This is a genomic window from Sorangium sp. So ce426 (assembly GCF_051475585.1).
GTDB classification, from domain to species: Bacteria; Myxococcota_A; Polyangia; order Polyangiales; family Polyangiaceae; genus Sorangium; species Sorangium cellulosum_B.
Genome location: NZ_CP150341.1, coordinates 8,316,836 through 8,336,644, shown reverse-complemented (window position 1 = coordinate 8,336,644; position 19,809 = coordinate 8,316,836). Strand labels below are relative to the sequence as shown.

Sequence of the window (19,809 nt, the reverse complement as noted above, 5' to 3'; positions counted from 1 at the left end):
GGCTCAGCGGGCGCCTTCCGCTGCGGCCACTTCACCCTTCTTGAGCTTCTCTTGAAGCTCGCCGAGCTTCCCCGCCGATCGTTCGAGGGCGCGCGCGGCGCCCTCGAGCGCGATCCGCCCGTAACCGATGGCCACCCCTGCCCAGGAGGTGCTCAGCTCGCGCAGCGTCTCGACGAACGGCGGCTTGACCGGCGCCCCGCCGCTGGCGTCCGCCGCCTGCGCGGGCCCGGCGCTCCCGTTCACGCTGTTCTCGGCCTTCGGCTCCGTGATGCTCTGGGTCTCACTCATGGTCTGCCTCCCACTTCGGTATGTCCCCCCGCGACGACCGCGGGCGTACAGAAATGATGAATCCAGCGTTGACCCCCGTGCCCCGCGCGTCGCCCGCTCTCGCGGGCTCGCCAGACGCGATGTGCACTGGAGCGAGGGGCGCCCCGCCGCACGGCCGTGCCCGCGAACAGAGCCACCTCGTGGCTTCGTCGGAGGCACAATCGCGACGCCACGACACTGCGACGCGACGCGTTAACTGTCAAGGCCTCATGTCGATTTTGTTGCCGTCGTTTTTCCCTAGGTTGTTTGATGAGGACGCTGCGGCGGCCATCGCGTTCGCTCGGCAGGTCAAGGAAGGGAGTCACCCTATGTCGCTCGCGCGCTGGAACAAGGCCACGCCACCAACGCTGTTGTGGCTTCTCGTGGTGCTGTCGCTGCTCGTCGTTCCGTCGCTCTCGATGGGGCAGGCGCCTGACGCGCCGACGGCGGCGCCTGCCGCGGGCCCGGCGCCAGCGACGCCCGCGGCGAAGAGCGCCGCGGCGCAGGCGCAGGCGCACGGGCCGCCGCCGGACTCGTGGGCTGGGCAGCTGGAGATGCTCTCTCGCTGGGTCGATCAGCGCGGCGGCTCGGGGGGCTGCGAGGAGCGCTGTTACGCGCTCGATCGGCTGCGCATCACGGGCGCGGTGGGCGAGGGGCCGCTCCAGTTCGAGCTCTCGGGCGGCGTGCTCACGGACCGCCCCGTGGCCGTGCCGCTCTTCGGGCCGCCGGCGCACCTCCGCATCGAGGCCACGCTCGACGATGGACGGCCGGCGTCGCGCCGCGAGGCCGCGCCGATCAGCTTCGAGGACGACCACTACTACCTCTGGACGGCCGCGCGCCGCTTCGTGCTCCGGGGCAGCCTGTGGCTCGAAGGCGACCTCACGCTCCTGGTCGCCGGTCCGCTCAACACGCTCGAGGCCGACATCACCGGCGGCTCCGTCGCCGAGGGCGCGCGGCTCTCGGGGCTCCGCGGGGCGACGCTCCACTTCACCCCCGACGGCGGCGCGGGGGGCGAAGCGGGCGCGAGCGCGGGCCCCACGGTGTTCCAGCTGTCGCGCGCGGTGCGGGTCGGTCGGGAGATCGGCTTCGAGTACCGGCTCGTCATGCGGTCGGGCAGCGACCTCGGCGTCGTGCGCCTGCCGCTCGCGTTCGGGGAGAAGGTGCTCGACGTCGCGGGCGCGAGCGGCTTCCGGGTCGAGGGCGGCGAGCTCGTGCTGCCCACCTCGGGCCGCGCCGCGGAGATGAAGATCTCGGGCACGCTCCCGAAGGTCGGGGCCTTCTCGCCCGATCCGCGCTCCGCCTACGAGTGGTGGCTCTTCGAGTCCGACGCCGAGCACCGCCTCACGGTGAAGGGCGACGCGCGCCAGGTCGACGCCGCCGAGTCGCCGATCCCGCGGACCCAGGCGACGTCGCGGCTCCTGCTCGTGCAGCGAGGGCAGCGCGTCGAGGTCGCTGTCGAGCCGCTCTCGGGGGTCGAGGTCCTCGCCGCGGTGGTGCGCGACCACCGCCGCACCCTGGTCCTGACCGAGCGCGGAGACCTCGTGGCCGACGACGCGCTCACCTACGAGAACAACGGCATCGACTACCTGACCTACGCGCCGGGCGGGCGGCCGATCTACCTCGCCACCGACGGGAAGGCGCAGCGGATCATGCACCAGGGCAAGGCCGCGGAGGAGGTGCTCGTGCCGCTGCAGACGGGGAGCCACACGATCCAGGTGCAGTCGCTGGCGCAGGCGGCGGTGCACTCGCTCGGAGGGACCCTGGAGCTGCCGATGCCGGGCTACCCGCTCACCGCGAGCGAGGTGGCGCTGACGGTCGGGCTGCCCGATCGCGTGGTGCCGCTCGCGCTGCTCGGCGGCGACCGGCCGGTGTGGTTCGCGGACGCCGGCGACGCCTTCGCGGTGGCGGTCGGCTTCGTGGCCGCGTGGATCGCCGTCCGCCCCGGCGGGGCGGCGAGCCGCGGGCGCGTGCGCGCGCTGCGCGCGCTGGGCGGGGTGCTCATGGCGGGCCTGTGGTTCCTGGCGCCCGCCACGTTCGTGGCGCTGCTGGTCGGCATCGCGACGGCCCTGGCGGCGTGGCTCGCGGGGCGGCTCCTCGGAGGCCGCGGCCGCGCCGCCGCGATGGTGGTGCTGCTCGGTCTGGGCGGCCTGGCGCTCCTTGTCGGGCTCTTCGCCGTCTCGGCGAGGAGCTACAGGGCGGAGCGCTGGAACTCCACGTACAGCGAGTCGGCGGCGCCGGCGCCCGCCGCCGTGCGCAGGGCCAAGGACGACGATCTGGCCAAGGGCGGCGGCGCGCTCGCCCCTGGAGGCGCGGTGCTGGAGGGGGTGACGCCGGTCGCGCTGTCGCTCCCGGACTACGAGCGGACCGTTCGAGCGCGCCGCGAGCTCGTCACGCGCGAGCGCGCCTTCCGCCCCGTGCTCGTCTACACGACCTCCTCGGCGCTCGTGCCGCTCGTGCTCCTGTGGCTGGCCGGGGTCACGGCGCTCCTCGCCGCGCACCGCGCGCCGCTCACGGAGCTCTACCGGCGCGCGGCCGCGCGCCTCGCGCGCAGGCCCGAGGACGAGCTCGCCCAGGGCGAGCCCCCGGCGCGGGTGCGCTGAGGCCGACCGACCGCCATGGCGTGGTCTCCTCGCCTCGCCGCGGCCCTCGCGCTCCTCGCGCTGGTCGCGCTCCGCATCGCGCAGCTGAGCCCTCCCGACGTCGTCCCGGCGAGCGCGCCGCCCGAGGTGTTCTCGGCCGAGCGGGCCAGGGCGCACCTCGCGCACATCGCGGCCGAGCCGCGCCCCACCGGCTCGGCGGGCCACCGGCGGGCGCGCGACTACCTGCTCGCGGAGCTCTCGAAGCTCGGCGTGCAGCCCGAGGTCCAGCGCGCCTCGGTCCTCGGCCGGCAGTGGGGCCTGCCGTACGACGCGGCGCACGTCGAGAACATCGTGGCGCGGCTGCCGGGCGCGGACAGCACCCGGGCGGTCGCGCTCGTCGCGCACTACGACTCGGTGCCCGGCAGCCCGGGCGCCGCCGACGACGGCAGCGGGGTGGCGGCGCTCCTGGAGGCGCTGCGCGCCCTGAAGAGCGGTCCCCCGCTGCGCAACGACGTGCTGCTCCTGTTCACCGACGCGGAGGAGGGGGGCGTCCTCGGCGGCAAGGCGTTCATGGACGAGCACCCGCTGCGCGGCGAGGTGGGGATCGCGCTGAACTTCGACGCCCGCGGGGCCGGCGGCGTTGTCGCGATGTTCGACACCGGGCCCGGCGACGCCTTCCCCGTCCGCGAGCTCGCCAGCGCCGCGGGCTACCCGGTGGCGTCGTCGCTCTTCCCCGAGGTCGCGCGGCGCATGGGCCACAGCACCGATCTCAGCGTCTTCAAGCGGGCGGGGATCCCCGGGCTGAACTTCGCCTTCAGCGACGGCGCCGCGCACTACCACGCCCCGTCCGACACCGTGGACAACCTCGACCTCCGGAGCGTGCAGCACGCCGGCGACTACGCGCTCTCGCTCGCGCGGCGCTTCGGCGCGCTCGACCTGCGGGATCCCGGGCGCGGAGACGCGGTGTACTTCAACACGTGGGGCGCCCACCTCGTCTCGCACCCGATCGGCTGGACGCTCCCGATCGCCGCGCTTGTCACCTGCCTGTTCGCGGGCGTGGTGCTCCACGCGGTGCGGCGGCGGGCCGCCTCGCCGGGCCGGATCGCCGCGGGGCTCCTCGCCTTCCTGGCGCTGCTCCTCGGCGTCGCCGCGGCCGTGGGCGGGCTCGCGTGGATCCTCCGCGGCGTGCACCCGGCCCTCCGGGTGATGCCGTTCGAGCCGTACAACGCGCCCGCGTACCGGCTCGCGCTCGCGCTCGCCGCGCTAGCGGCCTCCGCGGCGGGCTACCGGTTCTTCCGGCGGCGGCTCGGCGCGTGCGAGCTCGCCCTCGGCGCGCTGCTCCTGTGGCTGGTGCTCCTCGCGGCGGCGAGCCTCTTCATGCCGGGCGCGAGCTTCTACTTCGCCTGGCCGCTCGCGTTCGCCTTGCTCGGGCTCGCTGCGGTGACGATCCGGCGCGGCGACGCCCCGCCCACGCTCGCGGGCGCCGCGATCCTCGTCGCGACAGCGGTGCCGGCGGTCGCGCTGGCCGTGCCCGGCCCGTACCTGTTCTTCGTCGCGCTGGGCCTGCCGAAGGCGGCGGTGCCGGCCCTCGCCGTCGCGCTCGTCTTCGGGCTCTTCCTGCCGCACGCCGAGCTGCTCGGCGGCGACCGCTCGCCGCGGCTCTCGCTCGCGTTCGGCGTCTCCGGCCTCGCGGCGCTCCTCGTCGCCTGCGCCACCACGGGCTTCACCGAGGCGCGGCCCCGACCGGCGAGCCTCGCCTACGCGGTCGACACCGCCGCCGGGGAGGCCCACTGGCTCTCGGCCGACCGAGACCTCGACCCGTGGACCGCCGCGTACTTCCCGGACGATCGCGGGCAGGCGCCCTCGTTCGCCGTGCCGTTCGTGCGCGTGACGCGCCAGGCCGAGGCGCCGGCCCTCGCCCTCCCGGCGCCCTCGCTCACGGTGCTCGGCGACGTCCGGCGCGACGGCGTGCGGGCGCTCCGGCTCCGCGTCGCCTCATCCCGCGGAGCCCCCTGGCTGTTCGCCGAGGTGACGTCCCCGAACCGGGTGATCCGCGCCGAGGTGGACGGAAAGGGCGTGGAGGAGCGGGGTCGCGCGGCCGACGCGAAGCGCGATGTCCGCTGGGGGTTCACCTACATGGGTTTGCCGCAGGGAGGTATCGAGTGGTCGCTGGAGGTCGAGGACTCCGGGCCGATCGAGATCCGGCTGATGGACCAGACCTACGAGCTCCCGCGCGAGCTCGTGCGCGGGCCGCGGCCCAGGGAGATCATGGGCGTGCCGTACCGCCTCGCCGATTCGACGTTCGTCAGCGGGTCGTTCCGGCCTTAGCCCCGGCGGGCTGGCGGAAGCGGGCCCGCCGCCCTCGCTGGGCAGGAGAGGTGGAGCGGGATCCGTCGAGCGGATCAGTCCAGCGGATCAGTCCAGCGGATCAGTCCACAAAGATGGGTTCGCAGTTCGTGAACGCGAGCGTCGACTGGATGGTGAAGTTCGATTCGGTCGTGTGCCGCTCGGCGTGGAAGAAGTCGAGCGCGTACTCCTGCCCGGGCGTGATCCCCAGCTCGTTCGCCATCGCGTCGAGGTCGAGCCTGTCGTCCTGCGGGCCGTGGAGGCCGCCCAGATCGATGGCGAGCCGGTTGTTGATGAACACCCAGAGATCGTCGTCGCCGGAGAACCTGAACTCCTCGCCGCCGTTGTACACGAACGTCATGTGGAGCTCGAACGTGAAGTGGAAGTTGTGCCGTCTCCCCTCGTTCCCGAAGCCCTGCTCGTCGATGGGGAAGAAGGCCCGGTTCTCGTAGGTGGCGATGCCGTCCGCGCCGACGACGGGCGTGATCGTGAACTCGATCGGCATGTTCACGCCGTCGACGTCGCGGTACCACTGGTTGAACTCCGCGGGCCCCGTCGTGTGCGCGGTCCCGCCGTCATGCGCATAGACGGGCTTCTGATCCGGGCCCAGCTCGCGCTCGACGATGCCTTTCAGGCCCTGGCCCGTGAAGGTCTCGAAGTCGGGGTGCCCCTCGCCGTCTTCGTAGGCGCGGAAGTCGCGCACGATGCCCGTGAGGCTCGCGTTGCACCCGTCGCCGCTGCCGCTGCTGCCGTTCCCGTTGCCCGCGCCCGCCGACACACCGGACCCGAAGTCGCTGCCGCCCGTGCCCGAGCCGTACCCGGCGCCGGCGCTGTTGCTGGAGTCGCTCGCACCATCGGTGCTGCCCCCACACGCGACCCCGGCCAACACAAGCATGGTTGCGAGCGGAGCACACCAGTTCGACTGTCGCGGCCTAAGCATGTAAAGACTCCTTCTGTGGGGGATATCGCGCGTGGTCTGCGCGTCCGTTGTGCGTGGTTTGCGCATGTTTTGCGCGCTGTGTGCGCGTGGGCCGCGGCGTTACGAGCGCCGGGGTGGGCGGTCGCCGAGGGCGCAAGCGAGACAGCGATTCTATCTCGTCGCAATGGCGGTGCGATCCAGAAAATTGCCGCCGTGCGCTGGCAGCACGAGGCCGAAGCGGAGAAAAGTGCAGCCGAGCGACAGCGCACGAGCGCCGGGGAGGCGCCGAGATGTAGGTCGTTTATCGAGATCCGCCGCCGCAGTGGGCGCCGAGGCGCCGCGACAGCGCGGCCGGGAGCCGCTCGCAAAAGCCGTCGTGTCGGGGCAGGGGCTCGCGCCGCGCGGTTTGCCAGAACAGCACCGGGCCGAGCCGGCGCTCCCGCGCGTGCGCCATGAGCGCGGCCATGGCCTTGCCGGTGTAGACCGGCTCCAGCGAGATCCCCTCGGCGGCGAGGGCGTCGCAGGCGGCGAGCGACGCGGGCGTGGGCGATCCGTACCCGCGGCCCAGGTAGCCGTGCACGATGTCGATCGGCGCCGCGGGGGGCACGGGCGCGACGCCCCGCCGCGTGAGCGCGGCGCGGAGCTCGGTGGTGAGGGCGCGGAGGCGGAAGCGCGAGGCGAGGAGGCGCTCGACGACGGCGACGGCCACGACCCGCGAGCGCAGGCCCCCGAGCGCGAGCCCGACGGCGAGCCCGGCGGCGGTGCCGCCGGAGCCGAGCGGCACGTAGACGCGCGCGGGCTCGGGGAGCTCGCCGGCCCGGATCTGCGCGCCGAGCTCGAGCGCCGCGCGCGCGGCGCCCAGCATGCCGAGCGCCGACGTGGCGCCGAGCGGCACGATCGCCGCGCCGTCGTCGTCCAGGGCGCGGAGCGGCAGGAAGAGCGACGGGCGCGCGAGCGCGAGCTCGACGCGCGACGGGTAGAAGCGGATCGAGGCCGGGCCCGAGGCGGTGAACGCGAGGTTGTCGAGCACGCCCCTGGAGAGGTCGGTCCAGAAGAGGTGCGCGTGCACCCTCCGGCCGAGCCGCTGCGCCGCGGCGACGAGCGCCGCCACGTTGCCCGAGCCGATGCCGCCCGCCGCGGACCACGCCGCCGCGGTCGAGAAGGGCGGCGCGGCGAGCACGTAGTCGAGCTTCCGCATCTTCATCCCGCCGTGGAGGGGCTCGCAGAGGTCGTCCCGCTTGACGCCGAGGAACTCGACGCCGAGCGCGGAGGCGAGCCGCGGCAGCGCCGTGACCGGCGAGGGCGCGCCGATCCAGCCGAGCCGGGGAATGGAGTCCATGATCCGAAGGGCGGCTGCGTCGCGCAACGGGGGCACCTCGCGAAGGGTGTAAGGCGCTCGGGCGATCGGGCAATCGGGCGAGCGGGCAATCCGGGGGTCAGGCGAGCCGGCGATCGGGCAATCCGGGGTCAGGGGGAGCTTTCGGTCAGGCGCTCGCGCGGCCTTCGATCACCCGGGCGTGCCGGCGCGCTGCCCCGCGAGCGTCGCGTCCGGCTCCAGGACGAGGAGGCGCACGCGCCCCGAGGCGCAGAGCCGGCCCTCCTCGTCGTAGACCGAGCCTTCCCAGACCTGGGTGCGCCGCCCGCGGTCGAGCGGGCGCGCGGTGGCGCGGAGCCGCCCCGACCGGACCGCGCGCAGGAAGCTCGTGTGGTTCTCGAGCCCGACGACCGAGCGGCCGTCCGGCAGGGCATGGAGCGCGGCGCCGATCGACGCCAGCGTCTCCACGATGCCCGCGTGGACGCCGCCGTGGACGATGCCATACGCCTGCCGGTGCTGCGGCCCGATGTCGAGCTCGGCCGCCACCTCGTCGCGCGTGGCGCGGATCAGCCGGAGACCCATGGCGCTGATCCAGCCGTCGATGGCCGCGTCGTTCAGCGCGGCGGCGAAATCCTCGGGTTCCCCTTCGGCCATGGCGGCAGCGTAGTACAGGCCTTGCCGGGAGCTTCCGGCGATTTCTCCGCGGGCGCGCGGGATCGCAAGATCCTCCAAGAGCGGCGCGGGCCGCCCTCATTAGGTTCGACAGCGAACGCCGACCCGAAGAGGTCGCCAGCGCACGAGGTCGTCCATGGCCGAGCTCATCTTGCATCACTATCCGTTATCGCTCTTCGCGGAGAAGATCCGCCGGATCCTCGCGTACAAGAAGATCGCGTGGAGATCGGTCGAGCAGCCGATGATGGCGCCGAAGCCGGAGCTGACGCCGCTCACGGGGGGATATCGGCGGATCCCGGTCTTGCAGATCGGCGCGGACATCTACTGTGACACGGCCTGCATCGCGCGGCGCCTGGAGCAGGTACGACCGGAGCCTTCCTGCGTCCCGCCGGGCCAGGCGGGGCTGGTCGAGCTGATCGAGGACTGGGCGGATCATCGGTTGATGTCCCAGGCCGTGCCGCCGGTGGTCGTGGAGATGTTCGCTGTCCTGCCGCCCGGCATCCTGGCCGATCGCGCGGCGATGTCGCCGGCGCTCAGCAAGGAAGCGATCTTCCAGGCGGCGCCGCACGCCCTGAGCCAGGCGCTGCTGTCGCTCGATCGGCTGGAGGCCCAGCTCCGTGGCCGGCCTTTCCTGCTGGGCGACGCGTTCTCGATCGCGGACGCGGCGTGCTTCCACCCGGTCTGGTTCCTGAACCGGAGCGCCAGGCTGTCTGCCGCGATCGAGGCGCGGCCCGCGCTCGCGGCGTGGTTCGCGCGCATCGAGGCGTTCGGCCCCGGCGACGTCCGAGCGATGACCGCCGCCGAGGCGCTCGCGGCGGCCCGCGCGTCCGAGCCGGCCGACGTCGCCGGCGGGGAGACCGCGGCCGGAGAGGGCCTGTCGCCGGGAGACGCCGTGACGATCACGGCTGACGATTACGGTCCAGAGGAGACCCGGGGCGTGGTCGCGCGGCTCTCGGCCGCCGAGATCACGATACGACGCCGCGAGCTGGACGTGGGGGAGATCGCGGTGCACTTCCCGCGCGCCGGATATCGCATCAGGAAGCTCTGAGCCGCGCCGTGCGCCCGGGCCAGCGCGCTCAGCGTGCCGCCGCGGTCCTCGCTCGTTCCACGTGTCAGAAATCCCGCAGGGAATCTCGGTGCGCCACTTGGATCGCCTGCTTGGCGGCCTCTCGCTCGCGACCTCGCCGGGCGTCGATCGGGCCAGGCTCCTGGACCGATCAGCGCGAGCGCCACGCGCGGCTCGGGGCATCGCCGGACTCGCCCGAGCCGCGCGAGAGGAGACGGGCACCGGAACGATTGACCCAGGGACGAAGGGCCGATTAAATTCAGCGCCAATGAAGAGCCTGGGGGTCTTCGGGCGCGCCGCGCGAGCGATGCAGCGGCGCTCCCTACAGAGAACCGCGGGGCAGGTCCTGCTCGGCCTCATCTGGGTTGCCGGCTGCGGGGCCGGCGCAGCCGTGATCCCAGGGCGCGTGCTGCCGGAGAATGCAGCCGATCTCCTTCGCGCTGCGCCGGGCACCTACCAGCCGTCGCCCGCGCAGATGCAAGGATTCTCGGGCGGCGACGAGCTTGGCCAGATCCTCGAGGGCGCGGTGCCCCCTGCGGCGCACGCCAGGTTGCGGCATGACCTGGCGCTCGACTGTCTCGCTGGCGCCACGGCCGAGGTGTACATCGAGGCGAACCGAGGACCGGTCAAATCGCTGAGACAGTGGCTCGCCTGGAAGTGCGGCGTGGCCTCCGCCAAGCTCACATGGCGGGTCGACGCAGCGCGCGGGCACGACAAGAGCGGGCGCCTCGATCGACGGCTCGCCGCGTTCGCGCGCCGGTTATGGGCGCTGCATCCAGCGGCTAGCGCCTACGGTGTCGCGCGGCGGACCCGGGGGCAATGGGGAGTCCAGGGCGTCGTGGTCGACAGCGGCGGGGTCGTGTTGGCCCCGACGCCGAAACGCTTCTCCCCCGGAGACACCCTGGCCCTCGACCTGCGCGCCCCTCCCAGCCTGGTCGATGCCGCGTTCTACATCGACGCGGAGGGGGGCAAGGTGACAAGACAGAGCGCCCGGCCCGGGCCGGACGGGAAGATCACGTTGCGTCACAAGCTGCCCATGAAGCCCGGACGCTACTTCGTCGAGCTGAACGCGGTTCAGGTCACGAGACCCGACGTGGCTCCCGACGAACTCTGGCATCGGGCAGTCTTGCTGTTTCCCGTCCATGTCGGGGTCACCGAGCCGGCGGCGCCCGACAGCTTCATCCTGAACCCATCGCCCAATCCGCCGGACCGCGCGACCTGGGCGGATGCGATCGTGGCCGCGTACAACGCGGAGCGGCGTCGGTTCGGCCTCGCGCCGCTCGCTCTGGACCCAGCGGTGGGCGCGATCGCGGCGAGGCGGAGCGAGTTGACCGCGCGCGCGGACGAGGTGTTGCCGCCAGACGATACCCTCGCTGCACAGCTGAAGGCGAACGGGGTATTGCCAGGGAAAACCTGGCAGTTCACGGGGAGCGCTGAGTTCATCTCCGAGCACGTGGCCGTGATGCTTCAGAACCCTTCGTCGAGGTATGCTCTCCTTTCTCCCGGGGCGACCCGGATCGGGATCGGCATCACCGCCGGCGCTCCTCCTCCTGCCGAGGATCCGTCTTCCGAGGAACCATCAGGCGAGGTGCCCAGCTGGTATGTCGAGCTCGTCGTGAACGAGAGACCGGCGCAACCAGGTGAAGCGCGACCAGCGCAGCCAGTTGAATCGGCGCAACCAGTTGAATCGGCGCGACCGGCTCAATAAGCGCGACCGGCTGGGAAAGCGACGCGGAACTAGCCGCCCGTGATCGGCGTCGCGCGCCGGAACGCGCGCATGTGGAACTCGCGCTGCTCGTCGGGATAGATGTGCTCCTGCCCGATCGGGCAGGCGCGGCGCGACAGGCACCCTCCGGTCATGCACGTCGCGCCTGGCCCGGCGTCGAGGTGGCCGACACACGCGGCGACATCGTAGCTGCCAGGGGAGAACGCGGACACGGGGCAGGCGCTCAGGCAGGGCTTTCCGGCGCACGAGACGCAGGGGCTCGCCAGGTCCTCGCGGGGCGGGAGCGACAGCCGCTCCGCGAAGACGAGGGCGGCGCGGTACCCGTGCCAGAGGCCGAATCGCGGGTGGATGAGGATGGCGAGGGGGGACGGGGACAGCGCCTCGGCCTGCTGCGCCCAGCGCTGGAACGGCCAGTAGGGAGGGCCGGTGAAGGGGAACAGGGCCGTCGCGCCGAGCTCCGCCGCGAGCGGGGAGACGACCGCGACGGTCCAGTCGTCGAGCGCGAGATCGGGGGCGTCCCTGCGGGCGCGCGAGAACGCGCGCCACATCGACGGGCCGGCGTTGCCGAGCAGGACGAGCGTCCCCGCGGGGAGATCGCCCGCCGCCGGCGCGCCGTCGCCCTCGCGCGGGTGGAAGCCGCCGCGGAGCGGGAGGCCAGCGCGCTCGCAGCGCGAGGAGAGATCCGGCCAGCTGATGGGCATCGCGGCGCGCTTAGGACGCCCGGCGCCTCGCGGCAAGCGAGCCGTGGCGCTCAGTTCACGTCGACGTAGAAGTCGAGGCTCTTCAGGTTCGTGATCGGGCCCTCCCAGATCTCGAACCCGACGGCGACCGCGTTGACCGTGTTGCCGGGCACGCTGATGCCGCGCGTCTGCGCGTCGCGCACGAAGTCCATCACGTCGAACTCGATCTCCGAGCTGTCTTGCCCCTCGGCGCGCACCCAGTTCACGATCGGCAGGCCGTTCACCATGCCGTTCCAGATGTTCCACTTGCCGGGGACGTTCGCGACCTCGATGCCCTGGTGCGCGGCGTTCGGCTGCCCGGCGGGCTGAAAGCGCGTCGGATCGCGCAGCCACACCATGAGATAGCCCTGGAGCTGCGTGCCGTTGCCCATCCAGATGTCGAACGCGGCGTTGTACTGGCCCTCGTTGCCATTTTTCTCCCACCGCCAGCCGGTGCGCAGGCTCTTGATGGAGCTGCTCGGCGCCGGCAAGCCGCAGTCAGGCACCTCCCTCACCGAGTAGCGACCGCAAAAGACGGTCGGGTACGAGGCGGGCTGACCCATCGAGCCGGCCGAGCCGCTCATGCTCTCCACCGTGAACGACGTGCCTTCCCACGAGACGGTGTGGTTGCCGAAGCCGGGGCCCCAGCCGTTGGTGATGAGCACGTACGGCGTGCCGTCGCGCGAGACGAGGCCCGTTTCGTACCGCTCGCTCGATTTGCCGGAGCCCTCCATGGCGCCGTTGCCGAGCTCGGAGCCAGGGTTCGCGCCGCCGCCGGTTCCCGCCGTGGTGCTGCTCGCTTCGCCGCTACCCCCGGTGCCTGCCGCCGCGCCGCCGCCGGTTCCCGCCGTGGTGCTGCCCGCGCCGCCGGCGCCGGTGGTGACGCCGGCGCCGCTGGTGACACCGCTGCTGCCCGACGTCGAGCCGCCGCTGCCGCTCGCGGCGTCGCCCGTCGAGGCGCTCGCGCTGGGTAGCCCGCCGGAGCTCGCCGCAGCGCCGGGGTCTCCGTCGTCAGCGTCAGAAGATCCAGAGCAACCGGCGGCGAGAGCCGCCGTCAGCGTGAGAAGCGCAAAAGATTCAGCCAAGGTATGTGTACGCATGGCGCGCAACATACACCTGCATACAGGCGCACGGCGGTGCGCGGCGCCGCCGTGCGCAAAAAAGCAGCGCGTGACTTGAACAATTGCAGCAACAGCGATGGCGTCACCACGCGACTCGAAAAATGCGGCGTGCGCCGCGTCATGCGCTTCGTGGACTTGACGTCGCTCCGGCGACCTCGACGCTTTGCGTGTTCGCATGGGAGCGCGGCTCGACATCGTTTTGCGCCCTTTGCGCCCTTTGCGCCCTTTGCGCCCATCGAGGGTCGGAGTCGCCAGAGAGACGATCGAACCGTATCTCGCTGATCTTCATCGATGCTTCGAGTCGCCCGGGGACGGATGAGGCCGTTGATTGTGGAGATGAATGCGTTCCTGTAAAGCGTGGAATCGGGTGATCGAGTGCGCACGCTCCTCCCCGGTTCCCGCGTTCTGGTCTAGAGTGCCGTCGTGCCCCGGAGGCTCCACTGTCGGCTCGGGACGGCGGCAAAGTCCCCTCTCCCCTGCGCGTTCGCTTGCGCCGGACGCGCACCCGCGAGCGCGCCATGAGCCAGCCGCGCCCGCGGGTCACGCTCCACTTCGCCCAGACGCTCGACGGCCGGATCGCGGCCCGGGACCAGCGCGTCATGCTCAGCACACCCGCCGGGATGGTGTGCGCCCACCGGGCGCGCGCGGAGCACGACGCGGTGCTCGTGGGGATCCGCACCGTCGTGATCGACGATCCGCGGCTGACCCTGCGCGGGTGCGAGGGGCGCCAGCCGTTGCGCGTGGTGCTGGCGAGCGCCCTCGGCGTGCCGGAAGGGGCGCGCCTGCTGCAGCCGCCCGGCAGCGGAGAGCCGGCCGGCGGGCGCGTTGTCGTCTTCGGCGCGGCGGGGCGCGCGTCGCGCGCGGCGCAGGCGTGGATCGAGGAGCGCGGCGCCGAGGTGATCGTCGTGCCCGCGGACGACAGCGGCCTCGTCTCGCTGCCGCACGCGCTGGCCGAGCTCCACGCGCGCGGCGTGCGGCGGCTGCTCGTCGAGGGGGGCGGCGCCGTGCTCACCTCGTTCCTGCGCGCGCGCCTCGCCGACCGCGCGGAGGTCGAGATCGCGCCGCGCTTCCTCGGCGACACGGCGATCCCCGCGGTCGGCGCGCTGGGCGAGGCGCCGCTCGCGTCGGCGATCGACCTGCGCGAGCCGGCGGTCGAGCTCCTCGGGGGCAACGTGCTCTTGCGAGGGGAGGTGCGTTATCCCGACTGACGCGCCCGCGCCGCCCGGGGCCATCGCGCCGAGCGACGCCGCCCCGCCCCTCGCCAGGGAGCTCTGGTTCGTCCGGCCAGGGCTCGTCGAGGTGCGTCCGGGCGCCCCGCCGCGCGCGCCCGGGCCCGGCGAGATCGTGGCGCGCGCGCTCGCGTCGGGCGTGAGCCAGGGGACGGAGCTGCTGCTCTTCCGCGGCGAGGGGCCGACGCCGTTCGACCCGTCGCTCGACGCGCCCGGCGCGCCCGACGCGCCCGACGCTGAATGCGCGCCGACGTACCCGCGCCGCTACGGCTACGCGTGGGTCGGCGAGGTCGTCGCCCGCGGCGAGGGCGCGGCGCTCGGGCCGGGCGACCGCGTCTTCGCGCTCGCGCCCCACGGCGATCTCCACCTGCTCGGGCCGGGCGCGGCGCGCGGCCTGCCACGCGCGATCCCGGCCGAGCGCGCGGTGCTGGCCGCGAACCTCGAGACGGCGATCACGTGCGTGTGGGACGCGGGGGTGGGGCTCGGAGACGCCGTGGTGGTGCTCGGCGGCGGGGTCGTCGGGCTGCTCATCGTGGCGCTCGCGCGGCGCGCCGGGGCCGTGGTCCGGCTCGTCGAGCCGAGCGAGCGGCGGCGCCAGGTCGGCCTCGCGCTCGGCGCCGCCGCGGCGCTCCGGCCCGAGGAAGACCGGCCGCGCGGCGACGCGGACGCCGTGATCGCCGCGACCGGCCATCCGGAGGAGCTCGACCGCGCGATCGCGCACGCGGCGCGCGAGGCGACGGTGACGGTCGCGTCGTTCTACGGGGCGCGGACGAGCCCGGTCGCGCTCGGCGCGGAGTTCCACCGCCGGCGCCTGCGCCTGCGGGCGAGCCAGGTCTCGACGATCCCGCCGGAGCGCGCCCCCCGCTGGGACCACGCGCGGCGCTTCGCGCTCGTCCGCGCCCTCCTCGACGACCCGGCGCTCGACGCGCTGCTGGACCCGTCCGTCCCGCTCGACGCGGCGCCGTCCGTGTACGCAGCGCTCGCGGCCGAGCCCGGGGCGCGGCTGCAGACGGTCTTCCGGTACGGCGCACGATCGGCTACGCGAGAGGCAACCTAAAAGACAGAGGCCCGCCACCGCCATGTTCCTCCTCGGCGTCAGCGATCACGTGATGATCGCGCACAGCTTCTCCGATCCGTTCTTCGGCCCGGCGACCCGGATGCACGGCGCGACGTACTCCGTCGAGATCGAGATCCGCGCGAAGGCGCTCGGCCCGCACCACGTGGTCATGGACATCGGCGCGCTGCACGCGTCGCTGCGCCGGGTGCTCGACACGATCGACTACACGAACCTCGACGAGCACCCCGCCTTCCCCGGGCGCACCTCCACGACCGAGCGCGTGGCCGAGCACGTGGCCGGGCTCCTCGCCGAGGAGATCGCGAGGCTGCCCGCGGGAGAGGCGCCGCTCCCGGGATCGACGCTGAGGGTGCTCGTCCGGGAGTCGCCGTCGGCGTATGCGGGCTTCGAGCGCGACCTGTAGCGCCGGCCGCGGCCGCGAGGGCGGCCACCAGGCCGGGCCGCTCCCCTGACCCATGCGCATCGCCTGGATCGTCTACGGCGCCCTCGACCAGACAACGGGCGGCTACATCTACGATCGGCTCGTCGTCGAGCGGCTGCGCGCCCGGGGCGACGCCGTGGAGGTCGTGTCCCTCGATCCGGCGCCGCGGTCGCGGGCGCTCGCCGGCCTCGCCCTCGCGCGGCGCCTCGCCCGGATCGACCCCGCCGTGGTGGTCGGCGACGAGCTCTGCTTCCCCGAGCTCCTGCCGGCGTTCGCGGCGCTGCCGCGGCGGATCGCGCGCGCTCTCCTCGTGCACCACCTGAGCGCGTGGGAGCTCCCGCCCGGCCCGCGGCGCGCGGCGCTCTCGCTCGCCGAGGCGGCGGTGATCCGCCTGTGCGACGCGCACCTCGCGACGAGCGCGACGACCGCGGCGCGGCTCCGGCGCGAGATCGGGCTCGCCCGGGTCGACGTGGCGACGCCGGGCGCGGACCGGCTCCCCTTGCTCCCCCGCGCCCGGCGGGACGGCGGCCCGCTGCGGCTCCTGTTCGTGGGGAGCTTCATCCCGCGCAAGCGGCTGCTGGAGCTCCTCGCGGCGTTCGAGCGGGTCGGGAGCGCGCATGCCACGCTCGTGCTCATCGGGGACGCGGCGCGCGACCCGGCCTACGCCGGGCGGGTGCGCCGCGCGATCGCCGGCTCCGCGTTCCTGCGGGCGCGCGTCTCGGCGCCCGGCGTGCTCGGGGACGAGGCGCTCGCGGCCGAGCTCGCGGCGGCGGACGCGCTCGTCCTGCCCTCGTCGCTGGAGGGCTACGGCATGGTGCTCACGGAGGCGGTCCGGGCCGGCGTTCCGGTGCTCGCCGCCCGCGCCGGCGCGATCGCGGAGGCGGTCCAGGACGGCGCGGAGGCGCTGCTCTGGGACGACGTCGAGGGCCCCGCGCCGGCGCTCGCCCGCTTCCTCGAGGACGGCGCTCTCCGGGCGAGCATGAGCCGCGCGGCGGCCGTCCGGGCCGCGGCGCTGCCCACCTGGGACGGCGCCGCGGCCGCGGTGCGCGCGGCGCTCGCGCGCGTGGCGCGCGGATGAGCGGATGACCGGCTCGGCGAAGAGCGGGCAGGATCGCGCCGCCCCGGGGCGCCGGGCCGTCACGCCCCCGCGAGCAGCGACGTCGCCTCGTCCTTCAGCCGTCGCGTGAGCGCCGCGTCGTCGCGGACCCCGCGCGCCACCTCCGCCGCGTCCCGCGCCTCGCCCAGGCGGACCCGCACCTCGACGTCGCCGAAGCCCGGCAGCGCCGCCTGCAGGAGCGGCGCCAGCGTGGTGATCCCGCGGCGCTCGGCCCACCGCGTGATGGCCAGCCGCTTCGCCCGCGGCGAGTGCACCCCCGAGACGATCGCCACGGCGGCGCGCCCTCCCGCCGCCGCGGCCGCGCGCAGCAGCACCCCGGCGCTCGGATGCCACGCCGCGAGCAGCGCGTCGCCCTCGCCCGCGAACGCCGGATCCGCCTCGATGCGCCCCGCGGGGAAGTGCAGCAGCGCGCCCCCGCGGCGCAGGTGCCGCAGCGCGCGGCGCACGCCGGCCGACCGCGCCGCGAGCGCGAGCGCGCCGCCCTCGTCGATCGGCACGAAGAGCAGCCGCCGGCTCACGTGGGGCAGCGCCCGCAGGAACCGCCGATCGGCCGCGACGATCTTGAGGTCTTCCCGGCCGAGCGCCGCCATGAGCGCGAGCGCGTCGTAGGCGCCGGGGTGGTTCGACACGACGAGCAGCGCCCCGCGCGACGGCGGCGCCGCGTCGGCCGTCCAGCGCGCTCCGAAGCCGGCGAGCGCCTCTCGCGCCGCGACGTGGAGCCCCGCCTCGCCGGTGCGCCGATCGAAGCGCGCGAGCGCGCGCCCGAGCGGCCACGAAGGGACGGCGAAGGCCGCGCGCCCGGCCCGGCGCACCCACGCCGGCGCCCCGCCGAGGCCGAGCGCCGCCACCATCTCCGCGCCGGACAGGTTCGCGAGCTCTCGCTCCAGCGGCTCCGTCATGTCCGCGTCTTACTCCGTGTCGACGCCGCCTCGCCAGCGCCGGCGCGCCGCCCGCCCGACATCGTCCAGCGCGATGGAGCGCGTCCTCTGTCGCCTGTCGGGTTTGCGTCGGGGCGCGCCGCCTCTGTATGAAGGGGGCATGAACGCCACGCTCCCTGCCCTGGAGGACGCGATCGGCCGCGGCGACGCGGCCGCGCGCCCCCGGCGGACGCTCGCGGATCTCCCGGGGCCGCCGGGCTTGCCTGTGCTCGGCAATCTGCTCGCGCTCCACCCCGACCGCTGGCACCTCGAGTTCGAGCGGTGGTGGCGCGCCCATGGAGATCTCTTCGTCGTGCGGATGGGCCGGCAGCCGGTCCTCGTCGTTGTGGACGGCGAGCTCGTGCGCGACGTGCTCCAGCGCCGCCCCGCGGTGTTCCGGCGGGTGCGCGCCATCGAGGCCGTGTCGCGCGAGGCGGACATGGTCGGCCTGTTCTCGGCGGACGGCGACGCGTGGCGGAAGCAGCGGCAGCTCATCCACCCGACGTTCCACCCGAGGCACGTCGAGGGCTTCTTCCCGAGCATCCGCGACATCACGGGCCGGCTGCGCGAGCTCTGGGCGCGGGCGGCCGACGAGCGCGCCGCCCGCGACGTGCTCGGCGATCTCATGCGCTACTCGGTCGACGTCACCTCGTCGGTCGCCTTCGGCCGCGATCTCAACACGCTCGAGCGCGGGGCGGACGCGCTCCAGGAGCACCTCCAGCGCGTGTTCCTCGGGCTGAACCGCCGGATGCTCGCGCCGCTGCCCTACTGGCGCTACCTGGGCCTGCCCGCCGACCGCGCCTACGACCGCGCCCTTGTCGCGGTGAAGCGGCTCATCCTCGATCTCGTGACCGCCGCGCGGCGCGAGATCGAGGGCGGCGCGGATCGGCCCGCGCGCCCGCGGACGCTGCTGGAGCTCATGATCGCCGCGCGGGACGGCGAGGACCCGAGGGCGCGCCTCTCGGACGCCGAGGTCTACGCGAACGTGCTCACGATGCTGCTCGCGGGCGAGGACACCACCGCGAACACCCTCGCGTGGATCCTCTATTACCTGGGCTCGCGCCCCGACGTGCAGGCGCGCGCCCGCGAGGAGGTCGATCGCGTGCTCGGCGGCGGCCTGATCCCGACGCTGGAGCAGTGCAAGCGCCTCGAGTACACGGCCGCCGTCACGCAGGAGACGCTGCGCCTGCGCTCCGCCGCGCCGCTGCTCTTCCTCGAGGCGAACCACGACACCGCGGTGGGCGACGTGGCCGTGCCCGCCGGCGCCGGCGTCGTGGCGCTCACGCGCGCGACAGGGAGGAAACCCGAGTATTTCGGCGATCCGGAGTCGTTCCGCCCCGAGCGCTGGCTCGGGGGCGCGGCGTCGACGCTACCCCACGAGCCGAGGATGGCGCTCGCGTTCGGCGGCGGGCCGCGCGTCTGCCCGGGGCGCGCGATGGCGCTCCTGGAGTGCGCGGTGACGGTCGGCATGGTGCTCCGGAGCTTCACGGTGCACCTCGCGGATCACACCGCGCCGGTGCGGGAGCGGATGGCGTTCGCGATGCAGCCGGAGGGGCTGCGCATCCGGTTCACGAGGCGCGCCAGCGCGTGAGATCACGAGGCGCGCGAGCGCGTGAGATCACGAGGCGCGCGAGCGCGTGAGATCACGAGGCGCTCGCGCGGGCGGCCAAGCGCCGGCGCTCCGGCTCACTGCACCTTGGCGAGGGCCGCGTCGTAATCGGGCTCCTGCGCGATCTCCGGGACGAGCTCGACGTGGAGCACCTTGTTCTGCTCGTCGAGCACGAGGACCGAGCGCGCGAGCAGGCCGGCGAGCGGCCCGTCGACGAGCGTGACGCCATACTTCTGGCCGAAATCTCCCCGGAACGTCGACAGGCCTTCCGCGTTCGAGATGCCCTCGGACGCGCAGAAGCGGGTGTGCGCGAACGGCAGGTCCGCCGAGATGTTGAGCACCGTCACGCCCGGGAGCTTCTCGGCGCGCTCGTGGAACGTGCGCACGGATCGCGCGCAGACCGGGGTGTCGACGCTCGGAAAGATGTTGAGGATCTTCTTGCCGGAGTACGACGAGAGCTTGCGCTCGGAGAGATCGGTCTTCACGAGCGTGAAGTCGGGGGCGGTCGCGCCGACCGACGGCAGCTCGCCTGTGGTGTGGATGGGGCTTCCCTTGAACTTGGTCTCAGCCATGGTCACATCCTCCTCTGTGCTCTGTGCAGCTGTGCGGCAGCGCCTCTCGTAGGCGCGCCGAGGGCGGACGCCAAGCAGAACCAGCCAGACCGCCTCGGCC

At 73.9% G+C, this 19,809-nt stretch carries 17 protein-coding genes; 9 read left to right on the top strand and 8 right to left on the bottom strand.

What is annotated here, in order from left to right; all coding sequences use genetic code 11:
- Positions 1 to 3 precede the first annotated feature (3 nt).
- Positions 4 to 288, bottom strand: coding sequence for a hypothetical protein (locus WMF44_RS30950; protein WP_437293647.1), 285 nt, complete (start codon positions 286 to 288; stop codon positions 4 to 6).
- A 347-nt stretch (positions 289 to 635) separates the two neighbouring features.
- Here WMF44_RS30950 and WMF44_RS30945 point away from each other — a divergent pair, with 347 nt between their 5' ends.
- A complete protein-coding gene (locus WMF44_RS30945) occupies positions 636 to 2,906 on the top strand; it encodes a hypothetical protein (protein WP_437293646.1) in 2,271 nt (756 codons plus the stop codon).
- Positions 2,907 to 2,921: 15 nt separating this feature from the next.
- Positions 2,922 to 5,213, top strand: a complete 2,292-nt coding sequence (locus tag WMF44_RS30940; RefSeq protein ID WP_437293645.1) for a M20/M25/M40 family metallo-hydrolase — start codon at positions 2,922 to 2,924, stop codon at positions 5,211 to 5,213.
- A gap of 100 nt (positions 5,214 to 5,313) precedes the next feature.
- Here WMF44_RS30940 and WMF44_RS30935 read toward each other — a convergent pair whose 3' ends face one another.
- The 3 genes from WMF44_RS30935 to WMF44_RS30925 form a co-directional block, all read right to left on the bottom strand.
- Positions 5,314 to 6,126: a fibro-slime domain-containing protein gene (locus WMF44_RS30935; RefSeq protein WP_437293644.1), complete on the bottom strand. Its 813-nt coding sequence runs from the start codon at positions 6,124 to 6,126 to the stop codon at positions 5,314 to 5,316.
- Between the two features lie 325 nt (positions 6,127 to 6,451).
- A complete protein-coding gene (locus tag WMF44_RS30930; RefSeq protein WP_437293643.1) occupies positions 6,452 to 7,489 on the bottom strand; it encodes a 1-aminocyclopropane-1-carboxylate deaminase/D-cysteine desulfhydrase in 1,038 nt (345 codons plus the stop codon).
- A gap of 168 nt (positions 7,490 to 7,657) precedes the next feature.
- Positions 7,658 to 8,119 (bottom strand): PaaI family thioesterase, encoded by a 462-nt coding sequence (locus tag WMF44_RS30925; RefSeq protein ID WP_437293642.1) that lies wholly within the window; start codon positions 8,117 to 8,119, stop codon positions 7,658 to 7,660.
- Positions 8,120 to 8,273: 154 nt separating this feature from the next.
- Between WMF44_RS30925 and WMF44_RS30920 the strand changes: the two genes are divergently transcribed.
- Together WMF44_RS30920 and WMF44_RS30915 are read left to right on the top strand one after the other, a co-directional pair.
- The gene (locus WMF44_RS30920) at positions 8,274 to 9,185 is read left to right on the top strand and encodes a glutathione S-transferase family protein (RefSeq protein ID WP_437293641.1); all 912 of its coding nucleotides are present in this window, start codon (positions 8,274 to 8,276) and stop codon (positions 9,183 to 9,185) included.
- A 97-nt stretch (positions 9,186 to 9,282) separates the two neighbouring features.
- Positions 9,283 to 10,911 carry a CAP domain-containing protein gene (locus tag WMF44_RS30915; RefSeq protein WP_437293640.1) on the top strand — a complete coding sequence of 543 codons (1,629 nt, stop codon included), beginning with the start codon at positions 9,283 to 9,285 and terminating at the stop codon, positions 10,909 to 10,911.
- Between the two features lie 29 nt (positions 10,912 to 10,940).
- Here WMF44_RS30915 and WMF44_RS30910 read toward each other — a convergent pair whose 3' ends face one another.
- Both WMF44_RS30910 and WMF44_RS30905 read right to left on the bottom strand, forming a co-directional pair.
- Entirely contained in the window at positions 10,941 to 11,630 is a 690-nt protein-coding gene (locus tag WMF44_RS30910) for a hypothetical protein (protein ID WP_437293639.1), read from the bottom strand.
- Positions 11,631 to 11,680: 50 nt separating this feature from the next.
- The gene (locus WMF44_RS30905) at positions 11,681 to 12,733 is read right to left on the bottom strand and encodes a GH12 family glycosyl hydrolase domain-containing protein (RefSeq protein ID WP_437293638.1); all 1,053 of its coding nucleotides are present in this window, start codon (positions 12,731 to 12,733) and stop codon (positions 11,681 to 11,683) included.
- A gap of 554 nt (positions 12,734 to 13,287) precedes the next feature.
- Here WMF44_RS30905 and WMF44_RS30900 point away from each other — a divergent pair.
- From WMF44_RS30900 to WMF44_RS30885, 4 genes are all read left to right on the top strand, one after another.
- Positions 13,288 to 13,977, top strand: coding sequence for a RibD family protein (locus WMF44_RS30900; protein ID WP_437293637.1), 690 nt, complete (start codon positions 13,288 to 13,290; stop codon positions 13,975 to 13,977).
- A gap of 91 nt (positions 13,978 to 14,068) precedes the next feature.
- Positions 14,069 to 15,055, top strand: coding sequence for a zinc-dependent alcohol dehydrogenase (locus WMF44_RS30895; RefSeq protein ID WP_437293636.1), 987 nt, complete (start codon positions 14,069 to 14,071; stop codon positions 15,053 to 15,055).
- A gap of 22 nt (positions 15,056 to 15,077) precedes the next feature.
- Positions 15,078 to 15,476: a 6-pyruvoyl trahydropterin synthase family protein gene (locus tag WMF44_RS30890; protein WP_437293635.1), complete on the top strand. Its 399-nt coding sequence runs from the start codon at positions 15,078 to 15,080 to the stop codon at positions 15,474 to 15,476.
- 52 nt (positions 15,477 to 15,528) lie between these two features.
- Entirely contained in the window at positions 15,529 to 16,572 is a 1,044-nt protein-coding gene (locus WMF44_RS30885) for a glycosyltransferase family 4 protein (protein ID WP_437293634.1), read from the top strand.
- 59 nt (positions 16,573 to 16,631) lie between these two features.
- Here WMF44_RS30885 and WMF44_RS30880 read toward each other — a convergent pair whose 3' ends face one another.
- On the bottom strand, positions 16,632 to 17,510 hold the full coding sequence (locus WMF44_RS30880; RefSeq protein ID WP_437293633.1) for a 1-acyl-sn-glycerol-3-phosphate acyltransferase: 879 nt from the start codon (positions 17,508 to 17,510) through the stop codon (positions 16,632 to 16,634).
- Positions 17,511 to 17,649: 139 nt separating this feature from the next.
- Between WMF44_RS30880 and WMF44_RS30875 the strand changes: the two genes are divergently transcribed.
- On the top strand, positions 17,650 to 19,119 hold the full coding sequence (locus WMF44_RS30875) for a cytochrome P450 (RefSeq protein WP_437293632.1): 1,470 nt from the start codon (positions 17,650 to 17,652) through the stop codon (positions 19,117 to 19,119).
- Between the two features lie 95 nt (positions 19,120 to 19,214).
- On the opposite strand, the gene tpx is transcribed toward WMF44_RS30875, so the two are convergent.
- Entirely contained in the window at positions 19,215 to 19,709 is a 495-nt protein-coding gene (tpx, locus tag WMF44_RS30870) for a thiol peroxidase (protein ID WP_437293631.1), read from the bottom strand.
- Positions 19,710 to 19,809: the final 100 nt, after the last annotated feature.

What these genes read in the sequence shown, in the direction of transcription:
- WMF44_RS30940 (WP_437293645.1), top strand. Translation starts at nt 2,922, where the DNA reads ATGGCGTGGTCTCCTCGCCTCGCCGCGGCCCTCGCGCTCCTCGCGCTG.
- WMF44_RS30875 (WP_437293632.1), top strand. Translation starts at nt 17,650, where the DNA reads ATGAACGCCACGCTCCCTGCCCTGGAGGACGCGATCGGCCGCGGCGAC.
- WMF44_RS30935 (WP_437293644.1), bottom strand. Translation starts at nt 6,126, where the DNA reads ATGCTTGTGTTGGCCGGGGTCGCGTGTGGGGGCAGCACCGATGGTGCG.
- WMF44_RS30885 (WP_437293634.1), top strand. Translation starts at nt 15,529, where the DNA reads ATGCGCATCGCCTGGATCGTCTACGGCGCCCTCGACCAGACAACGGGC.
- WMF44_RS30910 (WP_437293639.1), bottom strand. Translation starts at nt 11,630, where the DNA reads ATGCCCATCAGCTGGCCGGATCTCTCCTCGCGCTGCGAGCGCGCTGGC.
- WMF44_RS30900 (WP_437293637.1), top strand. Translation starts at nt 13,288, where the DNA reads ATGAGCCAGCCGCGCCCGCGGGTCACGCTCCACTTCGCCCAGACGCTC.
- WMF44_RS30945 (WP_437293646.1), top strand. Translation starts at nt 636, where the DNA reads ATGTCGCTCGCGCGCTGGAACAAGGCCACGCCACCAACGCTGTTGTGG.
- WMF44_RS30920 (WP_437293641.1), top strand. Translation starts at nt 8,274, where the DNA reads ATGGCCGAGCTCATCTTGCATCACTATCCGTTATCGCTCTTCGCGGAG.
- WMF44_RS30890 (WP_437293635.1), top strand. Translation starts at nt 15,078, where the DNA reads ATGTTCCTCCTCGGCGTCAGCGATCACGTGATGATCGCGCACAGCTTC.
- WMF44_RS30880 (WP_437293633.1), bottom strand. Translation starts at nt 17,510, where the DNA reads ATGACGGAGCCGCTGGAGCGAGAGCTCGCGAACCTGTCCGGCGCGGAG.
- WMF44_RS30950 (WP_437293647.1), bottom strand. Translation starts at nt 288, where the DNA reads ATGAGTGAGACCCAGAGCATCACGGAGCCGAAGGCCGAGAACAGCGTG.
- tpx (WP_437293631.1), bottom strand. Translation starts at nt 19,709, where the DNA reads ATGGCTGAGACCAAGTTCAAGGGAAGCCCCATCCACACCACAGGCGAG.
- WMF44_RS30925 (WP_437293642.1), bottom strand. Translation starts at nt 8,119, where the DNA reads ATGGCCGAAGGGGAACCCGAGGATTTCGCCGCCGCGCTGAACGACGCG.
- WMF44_RS30930 (WP_437293643.1), bottom strand. Translation starts at nt 7,489, where the DNA reads ATGGACTCCATTCCCCGGCTCGGCTGGATCGGCGCGCCCTCGCCGGTC.